The sequence below is a fragment of the Arcicella sp. LKC2W genome, assembly GCF_034931005.1.
Taxonomy (GTDB): Bacteria; Bacteroidota; Bacteroidia; order Cytophagales; family Spirosomataceae; genus Arcicella.
Map to the genome: position 1 here is coordinate 111,864 of NZ_JAYGIN010000012.1, position 19,102 is coordinate 130,965.

22 protein-coding genes are annotated in these 19,102 nt (G+C 34.9%); 9 read left to right on the forward strand and 13 right to left on the reverse strand.

Annotation, left to right across the window (positions count from 1 at the left end; genetic code table 11):
• Positions 1–18: 18 nt before the first annotated feature.
• From VB796_RS11320 to VB796_RS11330, 3 genes are all read right to left on the reverse strand, one after another.
• Positions 19–786, reverse strand: coding sequence for a Fic family protein (locus VB796_RS11320; protein WP_323346656.1), 768 nt, complete (start codon positions 784–786; stop codon positions 19–21).
• A 186-nt stretch (positions 787–972) separates the two neighbouring features.
• Positions 973–1,365, reverse strand: coding sequence for a hypothetical protein (locus tag VB796_RS11325; protein WP_323346657.1), 393 nt, complete (start codon positions 1,363–1,365; stop codon positions 973–975).
• 28 nt (positions 1,366–1,393) lie between these two features.
• The gene (locus tag VB796_RS11330; RefSeq protein WP_323346658.1) at positions 1,394–2,755 is read right to left on the reverse strand and encodes a UDP-N-acetylmuramate--L-alanine ligase; all 1,362 of its coding nucleotides are present in this window, start codon (positions 2,753–2,755) and stop codon (positions 1,394–1,396) included.
• Positions 2,756–3,074: 319 nt separating this feature from the next.
• Here VB796_RS11330 and VB796_RS11335 point away from each other — a divergent pair, with 319 nt between their 5' ends.
• On the forward strand, positions 3,075–4,559 hold the full coding sequence (locus tag VB796_RS11335) for an arginine decarboxylase (protein WP_323346659.1): 1,485 nt from the start codon (positions 3,075–3,077) through the stop codon (positions 4,557–4,559).
• Positions 4,560–4,688: 129 nt separating this feature from the next.
• Positions 4,689–4,817, forward strand: a complete 129-nt coding sequence (locus VB796_RS11340) for a hypothetical protein (protein WP_262509845.1) — start codon at positions 4,689–4,691, stop codon at positions 4,815–4,817.
• Between the two features lie 143 nt (positions 4,818–4,960).
• Here VB796_RS11340 and VB796_RS11345 read toward each other — a convergent pair whose 3' ends face one another.
• A complete protein-coding gene (locus VB796_RS11345; protein WP_323346660.1) occupies positions 4,961–5,398 on the reverse strand; it encodes an FKBP-type peptidyl-prolyl cis-trans isomerase in 438 nt (145 codons plus the stop codon).
• Positions 5,399–5,575: 177 nt separating this feature from the next.
• Here VB796_RS11345 and nagA point away from each other — a divergent pair, with 177 nt between their 5' ends.
• The 4 genes from nagA (at position 5,576) to VB796_RS11365 (ending at position 8,893) form a co-directional block, all read left to right on the forward strand.
• Positions 5,576–6,700, forward strand: a complete 1,125-nt coding sequence (gene nagA / locus VB796_RS11350; RefSeq protein WP_323346661.1) for an N-acetylglucosamine-6-phosphate deacetylase — start codon at positions 5,576–5,578, stop codon at positions 6,698–6,700.
• 16 nt (positions 6,701–6,716) lie between these two features.
• The gene (locus tag VB796_RS11355) at positions 6,717–7,862 is read left to right on the forward strand and encodes a methionine aminotransferase (protein WP_323346662.1); all 1,146 of its coding nucleotides are present in this window, start codon (positions 6,717–6,719) and stop codon (positions 7,860–7,862) included.
• 84 nt (positions 7,863–7,946) lie between these two features.
• Positions 7,947–8,411, forward strand: a complete 465-nt coding sequence (locus VB796_RS11360; RefSeq protein ID WP_323346663.1) for a TonB-dependent receptor plug domain-containing protein — start codon at positions 7,947–7,949, stop codon at positions 8,409–8,411.
• Positions 8,412–8,512: 101 nt separating this feature from the next.
• A complete protein-coding gene (locus VB796_RS11365) occupies positions 8,513–8,893 on the forward strand; it encodes a hypothetical protein (protein ID WP_323346664.1) in 381 nt (126 codons plus the stop codon).
• A gap of 83 nt (positions 8,894–8,976) precedes the next feature.
• Here VB796_RS11365 and VB796_RS11370 read toward each other — a convergent pair whose 3' ends face one another.
• The 9 genes from VB796_RS11370 to VB796_RS11405 form a co-directional block, all read right to left on the reverse strand.
• Positions 8,977–9,477, reverse strand: a complete 501-nt coding sequence (locus VB796_RS11370) for a TonB family protein (protein WP_323346665.1) — start codon at positions 9,475–9,477, stop codon at positions 8,977–8,979.
• Positions 9,478–9,973: 496 nt separating this feature from the next.
• Entirely contained in the window at positions 9,974–10,318 is a 345-nt protein-coding gene (locus VB796_RS11375; RefSeq protein WP_323346666.1) for a phage holin family protein, read from the reverse strand.
• Between the two features lie 15 nt (positions 10,319–10,333).
• Positions 10,334–10,930, reverse strand: a complete 597-nt coding sequence (hisIE, locus tag VB796_RS11380) for a bifunctional phosphoribosyl-AMP cyclohydrolase/phosphoribosyl-ATP diphosphatase HisIE (protein ID WP_323346667.1) — start codon at positions 10,928–10,930, stop codon at positions 10,334–10,336.
• Between the two features lie 42 nt (positions 10,931–10,972).
• Positions 10,973–11,728 carry an imidazole glycerol phosphate synthase subunit HisF gene (hisF, locus tag VB796_RS11385; protein WP_323346668.1) on the reverse strand — a complete coding sequence of 252 codons (756 nt, stop codon included), beginning with the start codon at positions 11,726–11,728 and terminating at the stop codon, positions 10,973–10,975.
• Between the two features lie 67 nt (positions 11,729–11,795).
• Complete coding sequence (gene hisA, locus VB796_RS11390; RefSeq protein ID WP_323346669.1) at positions 11,796–12,515, reverse strand: 1-(5-phosphoribosyl)-5-[(5-phosphoribosylamino)methylideneamino]imidazole-4-carboxamide isomerase; 720 nt, start codon at positions 12,513–12,515, stop codon at positions 11,796–11,798.
• A gap of 26 nt (positions 12,516–12,541) precedes the next feature.
• Entirely contained in the window at positions 12,542–12,937 is a 396-nt protein-coding gene (locus VB796_RS23780; protein ID WP_416233524.1) for a DUF6169 family protein, read from the reverse strand.
• An 86-nt stretch (positions 12,938–13,023) separates the two neighbouring features.
• Positions 13,024–13,206: a hypothetical protein gene (locus VB796_RS11395; protein WP_323346670.1), complete on the reverse strand. Its 183-nt coding sequence runs from the start codon at positions 13,204–13,206 to the stop codon at positions 13,024–13,026.
• Between the two features lie 18 nt (positions 13,207–13,224).
• The gene (locus tag VB796_RS11400; RefSeq protein WP_323346791.1) at positions 13,225–13,644 is read right to left on the reverse strand and encodes a Fur family transcriptional regulator; all 420 of its coding nucleotides are present in this window, start codon (positions 13,642–13,644) and stop codon (positions 13,225–13,227) included.
• Positions 13,645–13,755: 111 nt separating this feature from the next.
• Entirely contained in the window at positions 13,756–14,196 is a 441-nt protein-coding gene (locus VB796_RS11405) for a cytochrome B (RefSeq protein WP_323346671.1), read from the reverse strand.
• A gap of 99 nt (positions 14,197–14,295) precedes the next feature.
• Between VB796_RS11405 and VB796_RS11410 the strand changes: the two genes are divergently transcribed.
• The 3 genes from VB796_RS11410 to sppA all read left to right on the forward strand — a co-directional run bounded on the left by VB796_RS11410 (position 14,296) and on the right by sppA (position 18,627).
• Positions 14,296–15,954, forward strand: coding sequence for an amidase (locus VB796_RS11410; RefSeq protein ID WP_323346672.1), 1,659 nt, complete (start codon positions 14,296–14,298; stop codon positions 15,952–15,954).
• Positions 15,955–16,140: 186 nt separating this feature from the next.
• A complete protein-coding gene (locus VB796_RS11415) occupies positions 16,141–16,701 on the forward strand; it encodes a DUF4833 domain-containing protein (protein ID WP_323346673.1) in 561 nt (186 codons plus the stop codon).
• 150 nt (positions 16,702–16,851) lie between these two features.
• Positions 16,852–18,627, forward strand: a complete 1,776-nt coding sequence (gene sppA / locus VB796_RS11420) for a signal peptide peptidase SppA (RefSeq protein WP_323346674.1) — start codon at positions 16,852–16,854, stop codon at positions 18,625–18,627.
• The last annotated feature ends 475 nt before the right edge of the window (positions 18,628–19,102 follow it).

Consider the following 19,102-nt stretch of genomic DNA (forward strand, 5'->3'; position numbering starts at 1 on the left):
ACGAACTAAAAGTTCGTATTATACACAAGCTACAAGCATATTTACAAAAGGTAAGGCTTTTAAATAATCCATTGTATCGTATTCAAAACCAATGCGTTGTAGATTGTGATAATATTCGTTTTTGTTTTGATAATAGTATTTTTCTGAGGGGATTTGCCAAGCCTTATCGCCTAATTTTGAAGCTAAAAACCATTTTTCTAAAAGTCTTGCAGTACGTCCATTTCCATCATTCAGCGGATGAATATTTAGGAAAATGAGATGTAATAACGAAGCATAAAAAAACGTCTCTCGAATGCTTAATTCTGTTCTCAAAAGCAATGATAAATCGGCAAAAAATTTTACAAGTTCCCCCTTCACTTGTTCGGGATTGGTGGCAACGTACAATATTCTTTCTCCACCCATTACAAACATAGGCGAAACTCGCCATCGTCCTCTTTCTGAGGCTCTTAGGAAGTTTTTAGTGATTAATTTATGAGCTTCTAAAAGGCTTTTTTCATTCAAAATTCTACTTCTCGCAAACGAATAGGCTTCAAATAAATCATCGGCTTTTTTGGTATAATCCACCAAAAATTTAACACCCAATAATTTATGTTTTAAGTAAGAATCTAACTCAATTTCAACGCCCTCAATTTTGGAAGAATACACCACAGAACTGGATGTATAAAAAGTAAAATCTTGAATAGTATTCTGAAATCCTTGAAAATTAGCCATACGTTTTCCCAACTCATCTTCTTGTATAGAGAAATGAGGTAAAAGGGTATCGGATGGGAGGATTTTGAATTTCATTATACTAAAATTTTCGATGAAGTCGTCTGTGAAGACACAGACGACGGCAGAAAGGTTCTAAAAGTGGTAATAATTCTTTGAATTTACTATCAGGGGTATTTTGATTAACCAATTCACCTACATTTTTCTTTTTTTGCAGTCAATTTACTTTTTACTGTTTTACTCAAAGCAATTTTAGATTATTAATTACGATAAAACCGAACACTTAGGACTACTTTCCAATAAAAAATTTTGACAAATAATGTAAAAGTTTGACTTCTTTATTTCTTCAACAGATGTTAAATTTTCATCGAAAGGTGAAAAATCAAAAATATACCTGTCTTCAAACTTTAAAACATTTCCTGCCCAAGGGTAAAAATTTTCGCCTTGAAAGTGCTGAATAAATTTAATATCCTTTGCATCAATTAGTTTTAAAATAATACTATCATATTGAACTTGCGTTGACGTTAATAGGCGAGTACTAAGATGTAAAACTACATCTGTCCTATATTCATTCTGCTCAAATACGATTCTATAAATTTTTGCATCCGTAAAATCTCCATAATGCATAGTTAATTCTTCTAAATCTGTTATTTCCACTTCAATATATAATTATTTTGTAAAGATTTTATTGAAGAATCTCCCCTGCCAGACTCCCAAAATCCAACCCATTGAAAGTCCCTGACGACATCATCAGTAAATTCGAGCCACGCCATCGCTGTGATAGAAGGAAAGTTTTCAGCGATTCATTATCCGTGAAAACATGAAGATTTGGATTGTTGAAATGTACTTTAATGTCTTCGGGCGTGATGGCTGGTAATTTTTTATGTTCTAAGGTTTTTGGACTAAAATACACTACTGGAACATCCGCTGAATTGAGTTTATTGGCATATTCTCCCAAGAAATCTTTATTCAAACTACTAAAGGTATGCAATTCTAAACAAGCCACTAATTGACGGTTGGGAAACTGGGCTTTTACTGCTTTGGTCGTTGCTTCAACCTTAGAAGGAGCATGAGCAAAGTCTTTGTAAATAACGGTTTCTTCATTTTGACCAACTAATTCCAAGCGTTTTGCCGCACCTTTAAATGATGGAATGGCTGCATAAAATTCTTCATCTTCAATGCCAATTTGAGAAAGAACAAACTTTGCACCGTTCAAATTTTTGAGATTATGTTCTCCAAAAACTTCTATTTCAATTTCTTTTTTATTCGGTAAAATCAAGAATGTTTTACCATCAAGCACTTTGCTTGCGTGAGCCTGATAAGGTAATCGTTTTATTGCTTCACGTTCTACCGAGCCAATTTTGGCTACTAAAGCATCTGTTTCATCATAAATAAAACTTCCTGCTTTGGGTAATTCATCGGCTAAAAGTTCAAATTGATGAACGTAATCGTTGAAATCTGGATAGACATTGATATGATCCCAAGCAATGCCTGACATCAACATTACGTGTGGATGATAATGCAAAAATTTAGGCTGACGGTCAATTGGCGACGATAAATATTCATCTCCTTCAATCACGATAACGGGTGCATCCGAGAGTTTCGCCATCGTGTCAAAGCCTTCAATTCTTGCTCCAACCATATAATCAAACTGACGATTATGGAATTTCAGAACGTGTAAAATCATCGAAGTTATGGTTGTTTTCCCATGACTTCCCGCAATGACAACTCTTTGTTTATGAAGACTTTGTGAATAAATAAATTCAGGATAAGAATAAATTTTTATGCCTAATTCTTGAGCCTTTGCCAATTCGGGATTGTCCGCACGAGCGTGCATTCCTAAAATTACACAGCTCAAATCAGCCGTGATTTTTTCGGGAAACCAGCCCATTTCAGCGGGCAATAATCCTTTATCCGCCAATAATGTTCGTGAAGGTTCATAAATTTCATCATCTGAACCCGTAATGACAAAGCCTCTATTGTGTAAATCAATAGCTAAATTGTGCATGGCAGCACCGCCAATGGCAATGAAGTGAATTTTTTGCATAAAAAAAATTAGCGAATTTGCGATAAGCGAATAGCGATAAGTAGAGTATAGAATCGCATTCGTCAATTGCATTTCACTCTCAATAAACTAATTTTACAATCAGAACGTTAAATATAAAATAAATACAATTTATTTACTTGCAAAGGTCATACTTTTATTGCACTTTTGCACGCTTTTTGTGGGAATACTTGGCAATCGGTTACCAGCAATCGACTGTCTATTTCAGTAACAATTTGTATCACAAAACATTAAAATCCAGTAGCTGAACGCAAAATGCCGTAAGCTATACTAACAAACAATTTATGCTTTTTAGCTTAGGATGAAGAACTACATTGACCTGATTGACCAAACGATTGAATTCCCAACGTTAGAATTCAATATTGACCAAGATAATGAACTTTTGTTCAATAATGTACCTTTAATGGACATTATCAAACAGTATGGTACGCCCCTCAAAATAACGTATCTTCCCAAAATTGGTGAGCATATAGAAAACTCAAAAAGACTTTTCAAGAATGCCATCAAAAAGTACAATTACAAAGGAAATTATACTTATTGTTATTGTACAAAATCATCTCACTTCAAGTTTATTGTTGAAGAGGTTTTGAGCCACAATGTTCACCTCGAAACATCATCAGCTTTTGATATTTCAATTATTAGAGATTTATATTCAAAAAATAAAATTTCTAAGTCAACTTATATTCTTTGCAACGGATATAAATTACCCCTTTATACACAGTATATCAGCGAGTTAATCAACGAAGGCTTTAATTGCGTTCCCATTTTAGATAACCTAAAAGAGATTGATTTTTATGATAAATCGGTAACCGCTGAAACGGTAAATTTAGGAATTCGTATTGCAACGGATGAAGAACCAGACTTTGCTTTTTATACATCACGTCTTGGACTCAGATATTCTGATGTCATGGATTTGTACAAAAACAAAATCCAAAATAGCGAACGTTATAAATTAAAAATGTTACATTTCTTTATCAATACAGGCATTAAAGATAGTGCTTATTATTGGTCAGAATTGAGCCGTTTTATTTATAAATATTGCGAAATGAAAAAGGTTTGTCCAGACCTTGATTCTATTGATTTAGGTGGTGGATTACCAATTCAAACTTCGCTACAATTCAATTATGATTATCAGTCGATGATTGATGAAATCGTTGAATCTATTTCATGGATTTGTAATAAAAATAACGTTCCAGTTCCGAATTTGTTTACAGAATTTGGGTCATATACTGTTGGTGAAAGTGGAGCCGTTTTATATGAAATCATCGACCAAAAATTACAAAACGATAAAGAGCTTTGGTACATGATTGACGGTTCTTTTATTACGCAATTACCAGATTCGTGGGGAATGAACCAAAAATACATCATGTTGCCTGTCAATAACTGGGGAAGTCCATACCAAAAAGTAAATTTAGGTGGTTTGACTTGCGACTCGATGGATTTCTATAATACCGAAGCACACAGTTCAGATTTATATTTACCAATTTACGAAGAAGGTCAAGAGCGTCAATTTGTGGGTTTTTTCCATACAGGAGCGTACCAAGAATCTTTGGGTGGCTACGGTGGAATTCAACACTGTTTGATTCCAGCTCCAAAACACGTAATTGTGGACAGATTGGAAGACGGAACCATCACAACTCGCTTATTTGCCGACGAACAAGGCAGAGAAGGAATGATGACGATTTTGGGCTACGGCGACAAAGTGCAAGAGCAAGAAGAGAAAATATTAGTAATTAGTCAAGAAGATATGGAGTTGGCTGAGAAATTCTCATTGGTCGAACAATAACAAAGAGAGAAGAAAGTGTATTAGCACTAACCAATTGAAAATTAATTACTTGTAGAACAATAATTAAAAAGGTTTTTCGTAATTTTGTTGTGTAATTAATCCTTACACAACCCATACTAATACTGAATCATGAAAAAATCGACCATCATTTTTGGATTATTAGCAGTGCTTTCATTGGCATCATGTGCAAGAAAAAACAATTGTCCTGCTTACGGAAGTACAAGCATAGAGAAGCCTGCATATAAAGGTAGAAATTAAGACATTGACTATAAAAAAGGCTTTAAAAATGATTTTATTCATTTTTAAAGCCTTTGATTAACTTCCCGAAAGTTTTAGAACTTTCGGGAAGTTTCATAAATTCTCTTAACTAAACAACATTGGGTTTAATTCTAACACCTGTATTAATTCGTTTTCAATAATTCAACTTCGAAAATCAAAGTTGCTCCTCCAGGAATATCAGCACCTGCACCACGCTCGCCATAAGCCAAATGATGAGGAAGATACAATTTATATTTACTACCAGTTGGCATTAATTGCAAACCTTCTGTCCAGCCCGTAATTACTTGATTTAAGCCAAAACTTATTGGTTCGTTACGCAAAACACTACTATCAAAAACAACTCCGTCGATAGTCGTTCCGTGATAATGTGTAAGCACTTTTGCTCTTGGCCCACTTGGTTTTGCCCCCGTTCCTTCTACAATAACTTCATATTGTAAACCGCTTTCAGTTTCGATAACTTCTGGTCTTTTTTTATTTTCTGTCAAAAAAGCTTGTCCTCTTTCTATTTCAGCCTTCAAAATTTCTCTCATGTGTCCTTGTTGTCTTTCAAAAATATTCATGGTAATTAATAAAATAATCGTTCATTTCAATCGTCAAAGATAAGGATAATTCCTGCTTTACTACATCAAAACTTTATTCTGATGTAGTAAAGCAGAAAACTATTAGGCAAAACCCTTAACTTAGAGTTAGAATCAGAACACAAAAACATTTACTTTAAAACCTTATTAAATCATCTTATGTACGCACTAAAAAATGGAAAAATATTCACTTCAGAAGAGATTATTCACGATAAAATCATATTAATAGAAGGTGATAGAATTAGTAAGTTTATTGAAGAAGAAGACATTGAAGAAATCTATCCAGACTTACAAGTTATTGATTTAAAACACTTTAACATAGCTCCTTCATTCATAGACATCCAAATTTATGGGGGTGGCGGAAGCTTGTACAACTCAAAAACAAGCGAAGAGACAATTCGGAAAACCTATCTTGAAATTCGTCGTCAAGGAACTTCTTATTTTCAAATAACTCTTTCTTCAACCCCTTTAGATAAAATATTAGAAGCTATTCAAGTAGCCAAAGATTATCTGAAAAATGGAGGAAAAGGCTTGATTGGCTTACATCTTGAAGGTCCTTTTTTTAGTTTTCCAAAGCGTGGAGCTCACGTAGCAGAATTTATCCGAAAACCTACCGATGAGGAGCTAAAAACGATTATTGAAGCCTGTAATGGTTTGCCTACTTATATGACTATCGCTCCCGAAGAATTTACAGATGAGCAATTACAAATGCTTTTGAATAGTAATATTATTGTAGCGGCGGGTCATAGTTCTGCCACCTATCATCAAGCAATGAGTGCTTTTGGGAAAGGCATCAAACGAGTTACACATTTGTTTAATGCTATGTCACAATTCCAAAGTCGTGAAGCAGGTTTGGTTGGAGCAACTTACGATTCTGACGTTTGGTCAAGTATTATTCCCGATGGAATTCATGTGGATTTTAATAGCCTTAGGATTTCAAAAAAAGTAATGGGTAAACGACTATTCATCATCACTGATGCCGTAACCAATGATGTTTCGGGTGATTATAAATTTATTCATGCAGGAACACATTATACTGATATCAAAGGCGTTCTTTCTGGTTCAGCTTTGAGCATGATGCAGGGTGTTAAAAATTGTGTGGAACAGGTTGGTATTTCCCTTGAAGAATCTCTACGAATGGCATCTACTTATCCTGCTCAAGTGCTAAAAGCAGACCATTATCTCGGAAAAATAAAACCTGACTATCAAGCAAATATGGTCATTTTTGATGATAATTTTGTGGTGAAAGGCATTATTGAACATGGCTGCCTTGAATGGTTTTAACAGATAAAAATTACGAATGAACATCACCTCAAAACAACCCAACACAGGAACCACTATTTTTACCGTCATGTCAAAATTAGCCGCAGATTGCGGTGCATTAAACCTATCTCAGGGTTTTCCTAATTTTGATTGTTCTCCAAAATTGACCGATTTAGTTACGCATTATCTCAAAAAAGGTATGAATCAATACGCCCCGATGGCGGGTATTCAGCCCTTGCGTGAGGTAATTGCTCAGAAAATTAGTGATGCTTATCAAGTAAATTATCATCCTGATACGGAAATTACCGTCGTTTCGGGAGCAACGGAAGCTCTTTACGCTGCTATTGTAGCCGTTGTGCATCAGGGCGATGAAGTTATTCTGCTCGAACCTTGTTACGATTCTTATGCTCCTGCCATTACGCTCAATGGAGGCACACCCGTATATGTGACTCTCACGCCCGAAAATGGCTATAAAATTGATTGGAACATTGTAAAATCTAAAATTACGGAACGGACAAAACTAATAATTTTAAACACGCCACATAATCCAACGGGAACGGTTTTGAACGAAGAAGATTTAACACAATTATCTGATATTGTGAAAGATAGCAACATTTTTTTGATTGGCGATGAGGTTTACGAACACATTATTTTTGACGAAAGAGAACATTGGTCTTTGCTTCGAAATCCTATTTTACAGGAACGTAGTTTTATCTGCGGTTCATTCGGAAAAACCTTTCATATAACAGGTTGGAAAATCGGGTATTGTCTCGCTCCAAAAGCTCTTACCGAAGAATTTAGGAAAGTCCATCAATGGCTAACATTTAGCACAGTCACGCCTATTCAATACGCTTTGGCTGATTTTCTGCAAGAACCCGATAATTATTTATCCATTCCAAAGTTCTATCAGGAGAAACGAGATAAGTTTTTAGAATGTATTAAATCTTCACGTTTTACGTACACGCCCGCACACGGCAGTTTTTTCCAATGTGTTAATTATCAAAATATTACAGATGAAGGTGATTATGATTTAGCCATCAGATTAACCCGTGAAATTGGTGTAGCAAGTATTCCTGTTTCAGTATTTTATAATCAGAAAAATGACTATAAAATTTTACGGTTCTGCTTTGCCAAAGATGATGAAACCTTAGAACGTGCAGGCGAACGGTTAAGCAAACTCTAAAAAGATTGTAAAATTTGGATTAAAATATATAAAAAATCTTATCTTTACTTATATTATTTTTATACAATTTAACCAAATAGCATCATGAAACTCTTATATAAAAACGGTATCTTTTTATCAATACTACTATTAACGTTGAGTTGTAGCAAACAAAACGTTACTTCAAGCTCTAATACAAATAATAGTACAGCAATGTATGGGGAAGGTCAAAACTCCAGAAACAATACAGGTTCTACCGTAGTTATAGAAGAAAATAATACGATGCAAAATGCCACAATGGACTACTATCTTCAACAAGTTGCTGGTGTAAATATTACAGGAACTGGAGCAAGTGCAAGCGTTACAATTAGAGGCGTTAATTCGTTTGTATCAAATATAGAACCATTATTTTTAGTCAACGGTCAAGCAATGAGTAACTTTTCTACTGTTTACTATTTATGCAATGCAAATAACATCAAGTCGGTAGCAGTCATGAAAGATGCAGCAAGTTGTAGTTTATATGGAGCTCGTGGTGCCAACGGTGTTATTGCCATTACACTAAAAAAATAATCCATCTCACAACGAATTCTACTTATAAATAGATGGTCAAACAATAAAGCTTACTTTGCTTTACTTACCTTTGCGAATGTTAAAAAAGCAAAATTAAGCTAATGAAAATAAAATACATATTACCAATAATATGCTTGGCAACTGCCTGTACCAAACAACCTAAATTAGAGGGATTAGACCTTGAAAAATGGAAAGCCGACAAAGGTGGTTGTTTGGGAGAACGCACCCAAAATATCGACAAATTAAAGTCTTTAAAAGAAGAAATTAAAGGCGTTAGTTCCAACGATATTGACGACTATTTGGGCAGACCAGATGTACAACAATTAGCTGACCGAAATCAAGAATATTATGTTTATTTTTTGGAAAAAGGAAAGCATTGTGAAACATTACAAGAAAAATCAGATGCCCAATCTATGGTTTTGCGTTTCTCTGCGATGGGCATGGCTACCGAAGTGACCTTTCAAAGAGGCGTGCCAAAATAAAAGGCATCAATAAGCAAAAAGTCCTCACGTACAATGTACATGAGGACTACTGATATTTATTTAAAGTAAGGATTTTCGACTACTTAGAATTTGATTGGCAACACATAATACGATGCTACCTCAATTCCTTGAATTTTTGCAGGATTCCAAGAACCCATTTTTTTCACCACTTTGATGGCTTCGGCACTTAATTGTGGGTCAGAGCTACTGGCTAAAACATGAACTTTACTGATTTCTCCGTAACGTTCAACCATAAATCTAACTAAAACAGTTTCTCCTTTTGAGCCTTTCGGACGTACAATATTTTGGCTAATGAATTTTTTCAATCCATCTTGTCCATCAGGAAAAGACGCTGGCAATTCTACATCATAATACGTTGAATCTCTATCAACAGTCATATTTTTAAAACGACTTGCTCTGGCTTTATCTTTATCTACCAGAAGACTCAATTCACTATCCCCATCTAATACACTTGCAATTAATGCTTTATCTTTATCAGAAAAAGTGGTTGGCACCAATACACTCTTTTGTGATTTGCCAGAGAATACTACAAAAAGTAGCATCATTAAGGTAAAGTTTTTCATGACTCTTATAAGTTTAAAAATTTCCACAATTAAGCATTGAGAAACGTAACTACTTGGAACGAAAACAAGATTGAATATTATAACTTTAAACAAACTTGGATTCTCGACTTTCATGGCGGTTACGGTCAAGCAATCTTAACGTGAAAATTTTTCTTATACCAAATCATGGCTTAATAGGAATAACTTCACAAAGTAAGGATTTTCAAAAAGTATGCCAACTTTTTGTTTGGTGTACAAAGATATAAAATTTGAAATCATATATGCAAACATTTATCGAAAAATATTTTTTATCTATATTATTGAAAAACAATGAGTTAAGCCATTTCATCTAAATTTATTATTTAATTCAAAACAGGAGAAAGGGCTTTATTGAAAATAAAAAATAGAAATATTCCGTGTTCGTGTAAATAAAAAGCGTGTTTAAAATAGGTTTATACCGTTTTAAACACGCTTTTTATTGAGAATTTAAAGTTTTTACTTGAACTTTTTCAAGAAATCAATCTTTATCTAAAAACCATCCTAATACAGTTGAAAGAAAAGATAGTCCAAAACTAAAGATTAATGGAGGGATAAAGCCCTGAACAGTAAAGCCTTGAACAAAATGAGCAACCACATACACGACAATTACGTTAATTACCAGCAAAAAAAGTCCAAGCGTAAGAATAGTAATAGGGAAACTGATAAATTTTAAAATTGGCTTGACAAATGTATTAGCGAAACCCATGGCTAAAGCCACCAAAATTGAAGTTTGGAAGCTATCAATTTTAATGCCAACAATGTATTTCGTACCAAACATTATTACTGCGGCAATAATTAAATACTTGATAATAAAATTTACCATAACTATTTGAAGGTTTTATTTGTGTCTTTTACGAAGTTCCTCTATAATTTCATCAAAATCAATACCTCTTTGTTCGAGTAAAACTAAGTAATGAAACAATAAATCGGCGGCTTCTCCTTTGAATAAATCATCGTTTGAATCCATTGCTTCAATTACTAATTCAACGGCTTCTTCTCCTACTTTTTGGGCGATTTTATTAGTTCCTTTCTCAAAAAGACTCGCAGTATATGATTTTTCCGAAGGGTTATTCTTTCTATCACGAATTACGGCTTTCAAATGATTTAACCATCCAGCTTGTCCAGGATTATTTTTCTCATTCCAACAAGTATCCGCACCTGTATGGCACGTTGGTCCATCAGGATTAACTTTGATTAAAAGCGTATCTTCATCGCAATCATTGGTAATTTCTACCACACGAAGAAAATTATTTGACGTTTCACCTTTCGTCCAAAGACGTTGTTTTGAACGACTAAAAAACGTAACGATTCCGTCTTTCTGAGTTTTTTCAAAAGCCTCTTGGTTCATGTACCCAAGCATCAGCACTTTGTCTGTTTTGGCATCTTGAATGATGGCAGGAATTAACCCACCTTGTTTATTGAAATCTATGTTCATATTAATTAAAACCCTTAAAGGTTTTGTGATTACTTCCTTAAATTATAATCTTATCGCAACGCCTTTCTCCTTCAAATAAGTCTTTAAATCAATAATATCTATTTCCTTGAAGTGAAAAATACTGGCAGCAAGTCCTGCATCGGCTTTTCCTTCTGTAAAAACATCATAAAAGTGTTCCATCGTTCCTGCACCGCCCGAAGCGATAATTGGAATGGATGAATTAGCTGAAATAATAGAAGTTAGCTCATTGGCAAAACCTGCTTTTGTACCGTCGGTATCCATTGATGTCAAAAGAATTTCTCCTGCTCCTCTATCTTCTACTTCTTTTGCCCATGCAATAGTCCGTAATTCGGTTGGCTTACGTCCGCCGTGTGTATGTACAATGTGTTCGTCTTCAACAAAACGAGTATCAATGGCTACAATGATACACTGCGAGCCAAAATTTAGAGCCAATTCATCAATTAATGCTGGTCTTCTAACTGCCGATGAATTAATAGAAACTTTATCTGCACCTGCATTTAATAAAGCTGAAACGTCTTCAATTGATGAAATACCACCGCCAACGGTAAAGGGTATATTTACGTTTCGGGCTACATTTCTGACTAAGTCAATCAATGTTTTTCGGTTATCTACCGTTGCGGTGATGTCCAAAAACACTAACTCATCAGCTCCTTGTTCTGCATAAATCGCTCCCAATTCTACGGGGTCGCCAGCATCACGAAGATTAATAAAATTTGTTCCTTTTACTGTTCTGCCATCTTTTATGTCAAGGCAGGGAATTATTCTTTTTGTAAGCATTTATGTAGCACGGGAATCCTTCCCGTGTTTGGGTACAAAATTGATTTTTACGGGAAAAAATCCCGTATTACATGAACTCTGCCAATTGTTTCAACGTAACTCTTCCTTCATAAATGGCTTTCCCGACGATTACCCCGAAAACATTCATGTCGTTCAACTTCACAATATCATCAAAAACAGCGACGCCACCACTGGCAATAATTTGTAAATCAGGAAATTGGTCTTGTAAATTTTGGTACAAATCAAAACTTGGGCCTTGCAATAAACCATCTTTGGCAACGTCCGTTGAGATGGCATATTTTGCTCCTTTTTCTATATATTCACCCACGAAATCATAAATTGATGTCGTAGTAGCTTCTTCCCAACCCGAAATAGCAATTTTTTCATTACGAGCATCTGCCCCTAAAATGATTTTTTCACCTCCGTAACTTTTCAACCAACCTTCAAATAATGTTGGATTTTTTACGGCAACACTTCCACCTGTCACTTGTTTTGCTCCAGAATTAAACGCAATTTCAATCATTTCATCTGATTGTACGCCGCCCCCAAAATCAATATGAAGTTTGGTATAAGTAGCAATTCTTTCAAGCACTTTATGATTAACAATTTTCTTTTGTTTCGCTCCGTCCAAATCCACTAAATGTAGGCGAGTGATACCTGCATCTTCAAAAGACTTCGCAACCTCTAATGGGTCTTCGTTATAAATTGTTTTTTGAGAATAATCGCCTTGTGTAAGACGAACACATTTGCCATCAATAAGGTCAATGGCTGGAATAATTTGTATCATTTGATTTTGAAGGAATTTTATAAAAGCTATTTCCCTCTGTTATAGCTTTCTATCAGTTTTAAGAAAGCGGTAGAAATTTCTACCTTATAAGGATTTTTTTCCTTGAAGATAATTGAGACAGGAAACAATTGATGATTTTCATCTTCAATAATGGCATCCATTTTCAGGAAATCATCATTAGTAAAATACAAAAACCATTGTCTAAATTTTCTATGTCGAACAAGTTGCCTTTCGTCAGAAGAATCACAAATATAAATCGTTAAATATTCATCGCTTTGCTCATAAAAATCTCTAAAAATTCCAGCAATTGTATAAGAGGTTCTTGCGTCAAATATTGGGTTTTTACTTGTAGGGTTGTCTGCAACGATAATTGAAAACTCGTAAGTATTTTCATTTAAACAATACTTCGTTAAACAAATAATCTGTTGGGGTAAATCTTACTTCGTAAAAAATTTCTTTATCAGTTTCAAAAAAATAGCTATTACTTCTCCCTCCTCTAAATTCAAATTCATATCCTTGGTATGACAATTCCTCTTTTTGCATTTTTTTCCCGAAGTCTATTTTTTAATTCTTGAAATTCTGGTGTTAGGGCAAATTCTTTACTCTCTTGTTCATTTTGTTTTTTGCGTTCTTTCCATTTTTTAATGAAATTATCAGCGTTTATTGAGGTACTTTTTTGTATCGTTTCCATCTGATTTCACATTTATTGTTAGTTACAACTCTTACAAACGCCCTGTACTAAAAGATTGGTTTCAACACGCTGATAACCTTCTGGTAGGATAATACTTGGAATGGTTACGTGGTCTAAACAGGTCGTTAGCCCGCAAGTTATACATTTAAAATGTACGTGGTCATGATGATGTTTATGGTCTTCGGTATGACAATTTGCTTTACAAATCGCATATTTCACGCCACCTTCATCATCTAAAACTTTATGAATAATCCCTTTATCTAAAAACGTTTTTAGGGTTCGATAAACGGTTACTCGGTCAAACTGTTCAGTTAATTGTCCTTCCACATCCGCATGAGCGAGTGCATGAGGCTTGCTCATGAATACTTGTAAGATTTCCTCCCGACAATCTGTTTGACGGAGTTTGTAGTCTTTGAGTATGGTTTTTACTTCGCTCATGGCTTTTCGGTAAAAGGTTGAACGGTACACGGCGAACGGTAGTTTTCAAAACAGAGACACGGAAAAATTACCGTCAAATCCATTTACCTTTTACCGTTCACCATTCACCGTTTAGAATAATTTATCCCAAGGAATACGACTCAATAAAAGTACAAGTCCTAAACCGAAGAAAATCAAAGCATTTTTGTGTCTTACCGCTGAATCAATGGCTCTCTTATTTGTAGAATAACCGACTGTAATTAAAGCGATGGCAATGATATTCGTTAAAATATGTTCAACCGCAATTTTACGATATTCCGCAATTTTCATGACTCCCGAACCAAGTTCTGTAAATGCTTTTAATCCAAAAGGGCTTAAAAATAAATATAAAACCAAGCCAATCAATAATTGTGTATGGTTCGAAATCAAGAAGAAAAGACCCAATTTGCGGTCAGTTTCTGTAAATGCTGATTTTGAACTAAGACCCATTGCGGCTTTCACCAAAACAGCCAAACCTAATATCATCACAATAAAGAAAAGTGCCTTGTGAATAAGTTGAAAAATTTCGTACATAATATTGAGGATTTTGATTTATTATTTTTTTTCAAAGATACTAAACAATGCCTTCGATTATGGTGTAATATTACAAAAACATCAAAACTCAACAAACACATGAAAAAACATTTACTTCTTCCTACTCTTTGTTTGGTCAGTATGGCAATGGGTGCATTCATTACAAAAAGCATTGAAAATCAAAACCTTACCGTAGAAATTATTAAAAATGCCGAAAAAATTATGGGTTTAGAATTCACGCCTGCCGAGGCGGATTCGATGCTTGTAGAATTAACGGATACTCGCAAAAATTTTGAGGATATTCGCAAAGTAGAACTCAAAAACGAAGTTGCTCCTGCCCTACTTTTCAATCCACTTCCCGTAGGTTTTGAATTTGAAAAGGGTAATTCAAATTTTAAAGCTTCGGTTTTAACGAGCGTTTCTTTACCAAAAGACAAAAATGACTTAGCTTTTTACAGTGTCCGACAATTGGCGGAGCTGATTCGCACTAAAAAAATATCATCAGTCGAGTTAACCAAGTTCTTTTTGGAAAGACTCAAAAAATATGACACACAACTACAATGTGTCATAACGCTAACAGAAGACTTAGCACTCATTCAAGCCACTAAAGCCGATGCAGAAATTGCCTCAGGAAAATATCGTGGTTTATTACACGGAATTCCTTACGGAGCAAAAGATTTGTTGGCAAAAAAAGGCTACAAAACTACTTGGGGTTCAGTGCCTTACAAAAGTCAAGTTCTTGATTATGATGCCGTTGTGGTGGAAAGATTAGAAAAGGCAGGAGCAGTTTTGTGTGCAAAACTTACTTTGGGAGAATTAGCTTGGGGCGATGTTTGGTTTGGCGGAATGACCAAAAACCCTTGGAATTTAAAACGTGGCTCTTCGGGTTCTTCGGCGGGTTCGGCATCGGCAGTTTCGGCAGGACTTTTACCTTTTGCCATTGGTTCTGAAACGTTGGGTTCTATTGTTTCGCCTTCGTCTGAATGTGGCGATACAGGCTTGCGTCCCACTTTCGGGCGTGTTCCTCGCACGGGTGCAATGGCATTGAGTTGGTCGATGGACAAATTAGGTCCCATTTGTAGAACAGTTGAAGATTGTGCTATCGTTTTCAATAATATTTACGGAAAAGACGGAAAAGATTTAACCGTAATGGACGCTCCTTTTCAATTTGACGGTACGAAAAAAGACTTGAAAGGCATCAAAATTGGTTATTTAAAGAATGATTTTGAAGGAAAATATCCAAACAAAAAACAGGATTCTTTGACATTAGTAATGATGAAAAAATTGGGAGCAGAATTAATCCCGATGGAATTACCAAGTTTACCTTCTAATGACATCAGTTTTCTTTTAACCGTTGAAGGAGCAGCCGCCTTTGATGATTTAACTCGCTCAGGAAAAGATGACTTGATGGTTCGTCAAATTAAAAACGCTTGGCCAAATGCTTTCAGAGCAGCCCGTTTTGTGCCTGCGGTTGAATATATACAAGCCAATCGTCACCGTTCGTTATTGATTCAAGATTTTCATAAAAAATTGGGAAAAATAGATGTCTATTTGTCACCTGCATTTGCCAGTAAAAACTTGACGATGACAAATTTAACAGGACATCCTTGTGTGGTTTTACCAAATGGATTTCGCCCAGAAGGTCGTCCGACAAGTATCACTTTTATGGGTAAATTATTTGGCGAAGGGAAATTATTACAAGTAGCCAAAATCTATCAAGACGCTACCGATTTTCATTTAAAACATCCCAAATTATAGCTTCGTATAGTCTTTCCTGTGTAAGTCATCTTTTCTTAGACAGGAAAGATTATATGAAAATTCAAATATTAAGCAACAAACAAACGTTGATTCTAAAATGATTATAGCCTGAATTTTAAAATAACTAATTAACGTTCCGTAACTTTGTAAAATACAAAACTCATAAGGAGAAAAGACTCTATTAAAATGCGATTTTTCAAAACTATCATTATTTTATCTATTTTATTGTCATTCAATACTTTAGCACAAAAAAACAGAAATACCACTCCCAGTTCTGCTGAGCAATTCCCGATTCCTGCCAAAACTCCCAATCAATTATTTTATATTCAGCGTAGTTCTAATATTAATACCATTCTTTATGATGCAAACTTAGGTTCTGACAAAAAATTAGACCCAAAAAATCCTGTCCATACCTATTGGGTTCGTTATACAGAAGGTGGGAAAAAACAAGAACTAACAGGTATTCAACGCTCATTGGCTTATGGTTTACATACCAAACCAATGGCAGGAGAAACAAATAGTTATGATGGGTATTTTTTCGCTTATCGTAAACGTAGATTTGTTGTAAAACAAAACAGTAAAGGTGAGCCAATTGCTTTATTTCCTATCAATGGAAAAATGCAAATTTTAGAAAAAGTCTTCGTAAAAGTAGATGAAAGTGGCATGATGCCTTCAGTAATTTATATTGAGCTTTGGGGGCGTGATGTCAATACTGACAAAGAAGTTTACGAGAAGTTTAAGCCATAAAAACCTCCTATCCATTCAATATCCCTTTGAACACATAAAAACAATTTTCAAAACTGAATAATTTATTTTTGAGTTATAGATACGAGTAATGAGTGGGTAAAATCATAGCGATATTCACTTTAATTTGTACAACCAAAACTTAAAAATAATATGTTACAATTTCTGAAATACGTATTTGCAACCATTGTAGGATTATTCCTATTTACTATTGTCGGATTTATCATTCTTGCAGGCATTGGAGCAGCAGTAGGCTCTTCGAGTGACGCTACTTCTTTGAAAGATAAATCTGTTTTAAAATTAGACCTCAATCGTCCAATCGTAGAAAATGCTTCTGACGATGAAAATCCCTTCAAAAGTTTAGGTGGACCTTTTGCCGATAATGCAGAAGATATGGGCTTGGTTCAACTCAGAGATGGTTTGAAACGTGCTGCTGCTGATAGTCATATCAAAGGAATTTATCTTCAAGCTAATTATCCACAAGCAGGTTATTCAACTTTAGAAGAAATTCGTAACGCTCTTATCGAATTCAAAAAATCAGGAAAATTCATTTATAGTTACGGAGAAATGTTCTCTGAAAAAGGATATTACGTAACCTCTGTTGCGGATAAAATCTACTTGAATCCATCGGGTGGAATGGATTTTAACGGTATCAGTGCAGAAGTAAGTTTCTTTAAAGGAGCTTTGGATAAATTAGATATTAAACCCGTTATTTTCCGTGTGGGCGAGTACAAATCAGCCGTTGAGCCATATTTACGTGAAAATATGAGTGATGCTAACAAAGCACAATATACTTCACTTTTGAATTCTTTAAACGACCATATTTTTGCACAAATCGCTCAATCAAGAAATATACAAGTGTCTGATTTAAAGAAAGTTGCCAACGAATTAACAGCTTATAAACCACAAGGTGCTTTATCTTCTAAATTGGTTAGTAACGTAGGTTATTACGACGAATTTGAAACTGCATTGAAGAAAGAAGTAAAAGTTGACGAAGATGATAAAATTGAATTTGTGGGTTTAAGTAAGTTTTTGAAAGCAGAATCGGCTATTTCTTACAATGATTCTGATAATAAAATTGCGGTAATTGTGGGCGAAGGTGCCATTGTTGGTGCAAAAGCCGACAAAGGAAATATTGGTTCTGACGACTGGGTGGCTGAACTTCGTAAAGCTCGTGACGATAAAAAAGTAAAAGCGATTGTATTGAGAATTGACAGTCCAGGTGGTTCAGCTTTAGCATCTGATGTGATGTGGAGAGAAGTTGAATTAGCTAAAAAAGTAAAACCTGTGATTGCTTCAATGGGCGACTATGCTGCTTCGGGTGGATATTATATGGCAATGGCTGCCGATGAAATTGTGGCTCAACCCACAACAATTACGGGTTCAATCGGGATTTTTGCTCAGTTTTTCAACTTTGAAAATTTCTTGAAAAATAAATTAGGCATCACCAATGACCGTGTGAATACCAACGCTCACTCAGACTTCCCAACGGTTACTCGTGAAATGGATGAATTTGAAAAAGCATGGTTTCAGAAAAGCATTGAAAACGGTTACGAAACCTTTACTTCAAAAGCAGCAAAAGGACGTAAAATGAGTATCGACAAATTGAAATCGCTTGCGGGCGGACGAGTTTGGTCTGGTATTGAAGCAAAACAAAATGGCTTAGTTGATGAATTAGGAGGTTTGGAAGATGCCGTGAAAATTGCAGCCAAGAAAGCAAAATTGAAAGACGGCGACTTCAAAACAAGATTTTATCCACAACCTAAAAACTTCTTTGAAGAGCTTTTTGACAAGAAAGGAGACGAAGCTGAAGCTAAAATCTTACAAGCACAATTCGGAGATTTGGCTCCTTACGTAAAGCAATTGAAAGACTTAAAAGCACGTGAAGGCGTAATGATGCTAATGCCCGAAGTGATTGAGTTTAAGTAAAGATTTCTTAAAATAAAATAGACCACAGATAGTACGGATTTTACAGATTTACTCAGATTTTTTAATTTTAATCCGTGTGAATCTGTAAAATCCGTAAAATCTGTGGTCTATTTTCGTTTGCGACAAATTCTCTATATTTCCCAAACTAAACTATACCGATTTTAAATCTCATCCGTGTGAATCTGTAAAATCCGTAAAATTTGTGGTCTATTTTCGTTTGCGACAAATTTTCTATATGTCCTAAACTATACCGATTTTAAATCTCATCCGTGTGAATCTGTAAAATCCGTAAAATCTGTGGTCTATTTTCGTTTGCGACAAATTTTCTATATTTCCTAAACTATACCGATTTTAAATCCCATCCGTGTGAATCTGTAAAATCCGTAAAATCTGTGGTCTATTTTCGTTTGCGACAAATTTTCTATATTTCCTAAACTATACCGATTTTAAATCCCATCCGTGTGAATCTGTAAAA